Source organism: Tissierellales bacterium, assembly GCA_035301805.1.
Classification (GTDB): Bacteria; Bacillota; Clostridia; order Tissierellales; family DATGTQ01; genus DATGTQ01.
On record DATGTQ010000268.1, the window covers coordinates 1 to 6,065 of the forward strand.

A 6,065-nucleotide genomic window follows, 5' to 3' on the forward strand; every position below is an offset into this window, starting at 1 on the left:
AACAGGCATTTTACCTAGCTGAAGGTAAGATACATTTATGTATGTATAAAGACGAATATTTCGAAAATGAAGTAATACCAAGACTTAAACACTACCTACTTTATGGCGATTTAAAGAATTATAAAGAAGGAAGTATTATTAATCTTAAATCAAAAGATTTAAACGATGAAGATAGTTATAATAAAGTTAATATTGAATTTTTTGAGGAAGATAGTAGATTGAAAGCTAAATTAATTACATATAGTAGATATAAAGGAATATATGAAAAATTAGTTGGAGTTTTTAATATGATAAATTCATTTTATGAAATAGAGCTACCTATTTTGTCAGTAGACAGTATACCGGCTGAAGAAGTTTTAAATTTTCAGCTATTTTGTAATGAGCTAGTTGAAAATATTGAAATAAATAATAATATAACAGATGTAGTTCCTATAGAAGGATTAGATTTTGATAAAATAATTTTAGAGGAAGATACAGAACTTAATGACTATATGGCCTATATTTTTAAAAATGGAAAATTAGAACCTTATAAAAAAGTACCGATTATTAATAATAATTTATTTTTAATTCTAAGGCAAAATAATAGTCTAAAATCCAATTTGGAAATTAAAGGCTTAAGTTCCAACGAGCCTTTAAATGGAATAGTTTATGTACAAGGAGATATTGTTTTATATGACAATGTAAACTTTTGTGGTATTATAATAATTGAAGGTGGTACTATATCCATTAAAGGGGAAGGGAAGCCTAAAGTTGATGGTTTAATTATTCTAAAGGATTATAAGGGAAATATTAGCCTATTAGATGGTTTAATTGATAAGGATTACAGTGAAGAACAGGTATATAGATATGGTCCACTACTTCCAAATTTTGTTGAGCCTGATTTATATTTAATGAAGGATTTTAGTGAATATTAGTAGTAAAAACGTTATAGGGTAAGGAAGTGGTGTGTTTCAATGAAAAATAATATAGTATTGATAGGTCCTAGTGGAGTTGGTAAAACCACTATTGGGAATTTTATATCTAAAAGACTTAGTATGGAATTAATAGATACTGATTATCTAATAGAGAAAAAAGAAGGTAAAAGTATAGATGGAATATTTGAAGAAAAAGGAGAAAATTATTTTAGAAAATTAGAAGAAAATATTGTGAAGGAAATATATAGTAGGGAAAGCATTGTAGTGTCTACAGGAGGAGGAACTATATTAAACCCAAATAATATGAAATTATTAAAGGAAAACGGACAAATATTTTTACTATATGGCACCTTAGGATCTATAATAAAAAATATTAATAGCTCTAATATAAGCCGTCCTTTAATTGAAAATTTTAATTCAGTTGAGGAAGGTATTAGAAAATTATTAATAGATAGGAAAGATATCTATTTTAAATATTCCGATTATATAGTGTATATAGACAATAAAAATGTTAAAGAAATTGGTGAAGAAATAATTAATTTGATATAATTAAAAAGGAGAAAATTATGAATCTATTAATAATTCATGGACCAAATTTGAATATGTTAAGTTATAGAAATCAAACCTATTATGGTGAAGATTCTTTAGAAGAAATTAATACTTCTATAAAGAATAAAGGAAAGGAACTTGGATTTGAGACATTTATATTTCAATCTAATTCCGAAGGAGATATTATAACTAAGCTTCATGAGACTGTTTTCAATGATAAATATATAGGAGTTATTTTAAACGCAGGTGCCTATACACATTATAGTTATGCAATAAGAGATGCTATTGAACTAGTTAATATACCAGTGATTGAAGTACATTTATCAAATATATATAATAGAGATGAATTTAGAGAAAAATCAGTTATAGCTCCAGTGTGTAATGGGCAAATAACAGGTTTTGGTCCTAATAGTTATATAATAGCTATGGATGCAATGAAACTAATTATTAAAGAAATGTATTAAGGAGGAATTATCTATGATTTCAGCAGGTGATTTTAGGAAAGGTATAACTTTTGAAATGGATGGGGATGTATATCAAGTAATGGAATTCCAACATGTAAAACCAGCAAGGGGTGCAGCATTCGTTAGAACTAAAATTAAAAACATTATGTCAGGAACTATTAAAGGGGTTGTATTTAATCCTAATGATAGATATCCAAAAGCCCATATTGAATCTAAGGAGATGCAATATTTATATAATGATGGTGAACTTTACTACTTTATGAATAAAGAAACTTATGAACAAATTCCACTTGATAAAGAGACAGTAGAGGAAGCTATAAAGTATGTAAAGGAAAATGATGAAGCAGTAATTAAATTTTATAAAGGTAAGCCTTTTGAGGCGGTTGCACCAAATTTTGTAGAACTAGAAGTAACTCATACAGAACCAGGGATTAAGGGAGATACTGCGACAGGTGCTACAAAACCGGCTACTGTTGAGACAGGAACGACTTTAAATGTACCATTATTTATTAATATAGGGGATATTATTAAAATTGATACTAGAACTGGTGATTATTTATCAAGAGTTTAGGAAAGAATAGATAGTAATAAATAAGGAGGGATGACTATGGATTATTTAAATCAAAAAGTAGCTTTTTTAAAAGGATTAGCTGAAGGTTTAGATGTTGAAAGTTCATCGAAAGAAGGAAAATTATTATTACATATAATAGAGACTTTTGATGAATTTGCTGATGTGCTGGAAGATTTAATTGAGACTAATGAAGAATTAGAGGAGTATATAAGTTATATTGATGAAGATTTAACTGATGTAGAAGAAGAGGTTTTTGATCTTTATGATGACTATGATGATTATGATGAATGTATAGAAATAGAATGTCCTAGCTGTCGAGAAGAATTACAGGATTCTTTTGAAGAAGAGGATTAATTTAAAAATAAAGGCTTGAAACATTTAAGTTTCAAGCTTTTTATTTTTTTTTGAAAAAAGATGGTCATAATCTTTGGCATAAATCATAGTTATATATAAAGGAGGGACATGTTATGGGAAATGAGAAAAAAAAGGAATTTGATAAAGTCCTTGAATACGTATCTCCTGAGGTCAGTAGTATTTTACGTAAGTTGCCAGACGATTATAAATATAGAATTGAAGAGATAAGACTTAGAAATGGAAAGCCCTTAATGGTATGTTATGAGGATAAAGACTATTTGATAACTGAGAAAGGGACAATCAGTAAGGATGATAAAGAAAGTTTTTATGTAACAAAAGAGCATATATACAAGACCTTTCAATTAATAAGTAGTTATTCAATTTATGCCTTTGAAGAGGAAATGAAAAGTGGTTTTATAACATTAAAAGGTGGCCATAGAATAGGTATATCAGGAAAAGTAATATATGGACAAGGTGGTATTGAAACAATTAAAAATATTTCATCACTAAATATAAGAATTGCTAAAGAAAAAATAGGCGTATCAAATAAGGTTATGAAACATATAATTAAATATCCTAATTCTATTTATCACATTCTTATCGTTTCACCACCGAAATGTGGAAAAACTACGCTTCTACGAGATATCATAAGGAATATAAGTGATGGAATGCCAGAATTAGGTTTTAAGGGCTTGAAAGTAGGAGTTGTAGATGAAAGATCTGAACTAGCCGGTATGTATAATGGTTGTCCTCAAAATAATATTGGTATAAGAACAGACGTTTTAGACGGATGCTATAAAAAAGATGGAATTCAAATCTTAATAAGGGCTATGTCACCAGATGTAATTGCTACTGATGAATTGGGAGCAGCTACAGATATTTCGGTAATTAATGAAGCTTTAAAAGTAGGAGTAAAGTTAATTTCTACAGTTCATGGAGATAGCTGGGATGATTTGTTAACAAGAAATAATTTAAGACAATTAATAGAGGAAAGAATATTTGAAAGAATTATATTTTTAGACAATTCTATGGGAATTGGGACAATTAAAGATATTGTTGACGGACATACTTTTAAGACAGTTTTGGAGAAAGGGGGTTATAAATGTTTATAACTAAATTGATAGGTAGTTTATTAGTTATTACTTCTTCAAGTTTAATTGGTTATTTATATGGAATTAAATATTCTAAAAGATTATCTAATTTAATTTACTTACAACAATGTATAAAACTTTTAGAAACAGAAGTTTTATATGGTGCAACACCCCTTCCAGATGCTCTTAATAATGTGTACAAGAAGGGGAATGGGAAGGCCTCTTTTATTTTTAAAGAAATTAGACAAAATTTATTAAATCATAAAGATAAAAGCTTATATGAGTGTTTCATTGAAACCAAAGATATTTTAAAAGAAAAATTACATTTTAAAAAAGAGGACATAGAAGTTTTTATGACATTAGGTCAAACTTTAGGCACATCTGATAGAAAGGATCATGAAAAAAACTTTAAAATGATAATAGCTCAATTAAAGTCATTAGAAAATGAAGCGAGAATTGAGAAGGAAAATAACGAAAAAATGTATAAAAGCTTAGGCGTTCTAACTGGAATTGCCATAGTAATTATACTTTTATAAGGGTGAGGAGAATGAATGTAGATTTAATTTTTAAGATAGCTAGTATAGGAATTTTAACAGCCGTTTTGCATACGGTTCTTGATAGGGCAGGGAAGGAGGAGTATGCATATTTAACAACACTTGCTGGAGTAATAATAGTCCTTGGGGTTGTTATAAATCTTATACATAAATTATTTGAAAATATGAAAACTTTATTTCAATTATATTAGGTAGGATGTGGTTTTATGGATGCAATACAAATAGTAGCAATAGGTTTAGTGGCAACTATTTCAATAGTAATAGTAAGAGAAGTAAAACCAGAATTTACAATCTTAATCAGTTTAGCTACAGGAATCCTTATCTTTTTTATGATATTAGATAAATTGCATTATGTTGTACAAGTACTAAATGATTTATCTAAAGAAGCAAAAATTGATTTTATATATTTTACAACTATTTTAAAAATCATTGGCATAGCATATGTTATAGAGTTTGGTGCACAAGTATCTAGGGATGCAAATGAAGAATCTATAGCTACTAAAATTGAATTAGGTGGAAAGGTAATTATTTTAGTTCTAGCTATGCCTATACTTCTAGCTTTAATGGACTTAATAATCAAAATTCTTCCTTAAAGGTGAACGGATATGATGAGAAAAATGAAAGTAATAATTATTTTATTTTTAATGATTACTGTATGTCCTGTTACAGTACATGGAGTAGGAGAAGATAATAGTCTGGATGTTCAACAGGATTATATTGAGGAACAATTAAATAATTTAAATATAGAAGAAATGGAAAGGATTATAAAAGAAGAACCAGAAGTTTTTGAATATTTTTCAGATATATCTGTAAAAGATTTTATTCAGTCTCTATTAAAGGGTGAGAATGTATTAGATGTAAAAAATATATTTAAAGGAATCATGTCAATTTTCTTTGCAGAAGTTATAGAGAATTTAAATATTCTTATACAAATTATCGTTATAACAATAATTTGTGCATTATTAATTAATTTACAAGGTGCCTTTGAGAAGGAATCTGTAGGGGAAATAGCATTATTTGCTTGTTATATAATCTTAGCATCTTTAGTTATAAAAACCTTTGTATTATGTATTGAACTTGGTCAAAATACTGTTAATAGAATGGTAGATTTTATGCAAATAATTTTACCAATTTTATTTACATTGTTAGTGGCTATTGGTGGTGCTACAACGAAGCTGTTATTTAATCCTGTAATAATTGGAATAATTAATTTAATTAGTATAGCAATTAAAAATTTTGTTTTTCCCTTAATCTTTTTTTCTTTTATAATTGGGATAATAAGTAAAATGTCTAGTAAAATACAATTCTCTAAACTATCTGAATTGTTAAGGCAGATTGTAGTTATAGTAATCAGTATATCTATGGTAATCTTTATTGGAGTTATGTCTATATATGGTGTAGGAGCAAAAATAGACGGAGTTTCGATAAGAACTGCAAAGTTTGCTGTTGATAATTTTGTACCTATAATAGGTAAATTTCTATCTGATGCAGTAGAAACAGTTGTAGGTTGTTCGGCAGTTTTAAAAAACGCTATTGGTTTAGTAGGTGTATTTTCAATATTTTTAATA

At 27.7% G+C, this 6,065-nt stretch carries 10 protein-coding genes; all 10 read left to right on the top strand.

Going from position 1 to position 6,065, the window contains the following annotated elements:
- A partial coding sequence (locus VK071_13270; protein ID HLR36283.1) for a hypothetical protein occupies positions 1–914 on the top strand: 914 nt, incomplete at its 5' end.
- Between the two features lie 39 nt (positions 915–953).
- Positions 954–1,463, top strand: coding sequence for a shikimate kinase (locus tag VK071_13275; protein HLR36284.1), 510 nt, complete (start codon positions 954–956; stop codon positions 1,461–1,463).
- Between the two features lie 17 nt (positions 1,464–1,480).
- A complete protein-coding gene (gene aroQ / locus VK071_13280; protein ID HLR36285.1) occupies positions 1,481–1,927 on the top strand; it encodes a type II 3-dehydroquinate dehydratase in 447 nt (148 codons plus the stop codon).
- Between the two features lie 13 nt (positions 1,928–1,940).
- A complete protein-coding gene (gene efp / locus VK071_13285) occupies positions 1,941–2,498 on the top strand; it encodes an elongation factor P (GenBank protein ID HLR36286.1) in 558 nt (185 codons plus the stop codon).
- Positions 2,499–2,534: 36 nt separating this feature from the next.
- Positions 2,535–2,852, top strand: a complete 318-nt coding sequence (locus VK071_13290; protein ID HLR36287.1) for a hypothetical protein — start codon at positions 2,535–2,537, stop codon at positions 2,850–2,852.
- Positions 2,853–2,965: 113 nt separating this feature from the next.
- On the top strand, positions 2,966–3,964 hold the full coding sequence (gene spoIIIAA / locus VK071_13295; GenBank protein HLR36288.1) for a stage III sporulation protein AA: 999 nt from the start codon (positions 2,966–2,968) through the stop codon (positions 3,962–3,964).
- Positions 3,955–4,479, top strand: a complete 525-nt coding sequence (gene spoIIIAB, locus VK071_13300; protein ID HLR36289.1) for a stage III sporulation protein SpoIIIAB — start codon at positions 3,955–3,957, stop codon at positions 4,477–4,479. Before spoIIIAA ends, spoIIIAB begins: the two co-directional genes overlap by 10 nt.
- Before the next feature lie 11 nt (positions 4,480–4,490).
- Positions 4,491–4,688, top strand: coding sequence for a stage III sporulation protein AC (gene spoIIIAC, locus VK071_13305; GenBank protein HLR36290.1), 198 nt, complete (start codon positions 4,491–4,493; stop codon positions 4,686–4,688).
- A 15-nt stretch (positions 4,689–4,703) separates the two neighbouring features.
- Positions 4,704–5,090, top strand: a complete 387-nt coding sequence (gene spoIIIAD / locus VK071_13310; protein ID HLR36291.1) for a stage III sporulation protein AD — start codon at positions 4,704–4,706, stop codon at positions 5,088–5,090.
- 12 nt (positions 5,091–5,102) lie between these two features.
- Positions 5,103–6,065 (top strand): stage III sporulation protein AE (gene spoIIIAE / locus VK071_13315; GenBank protein HLR36292.1); only part of this gene is annotated, 963 nt, incomplete at its 3' end.

Excerpts from the sequence above, each read along its gene's own strand:
- spoIIIAA (HLR36288.1), top strand. The coding sequence starts at position 2,966 with ATGGGAAATGAGAAAAAAAAGGAATTTGATAAAGTCCTTGAATACGTA.
- aroQ (HLR36285.1), top strand. The coding sequence starts at position 1,481 with ATGAATCTATTAATAATTCATGGACCAAATTTGAATATGTTAAGTTAT.
- VK071_13290 (HLR36287.1), top strand. The coding sequence starts at position 2,535 with ATGGATTATTTAAATCAAAAAGTAGCTTTTTTAAAAGGATTAGCTGAA.
- spoIIIAD (HLR36291.1), top strand. The coding sequence starts at position 4,704 with ATGGATGCAATACAAATAGTAGCAATAGGTTTAGTGGCAACTATTTCA.
- spoIIIAC (HLR36290.1), top strand. The coding sequence starts at position 4,491 with ATGAATGTAGATTTAATTTTTAAGATAGCTAGTATAGGAATTTTAACA.
- spoIIIAB (HLR36289.1), top strand. The coding sequence starts at position 3,955 with ATGTTTATAACTAAATTGATAGGTAGTTTATTAGTTATTACTTCTTCA.
- efp (HLR36286.1), top strand. The coding sequence starts at position 1,941 with ATGATTTCAGCAGGTGATTTTAGGAAAGGTATAACTTTTGAAATGGAT.
- VK071_13275 (HLR36284.1), top strand. The coding sequence starts at position 954 with ATGAAAAATAATATAGTATTGATAGGTCCTAGTGGAGTTGGTAAAACC.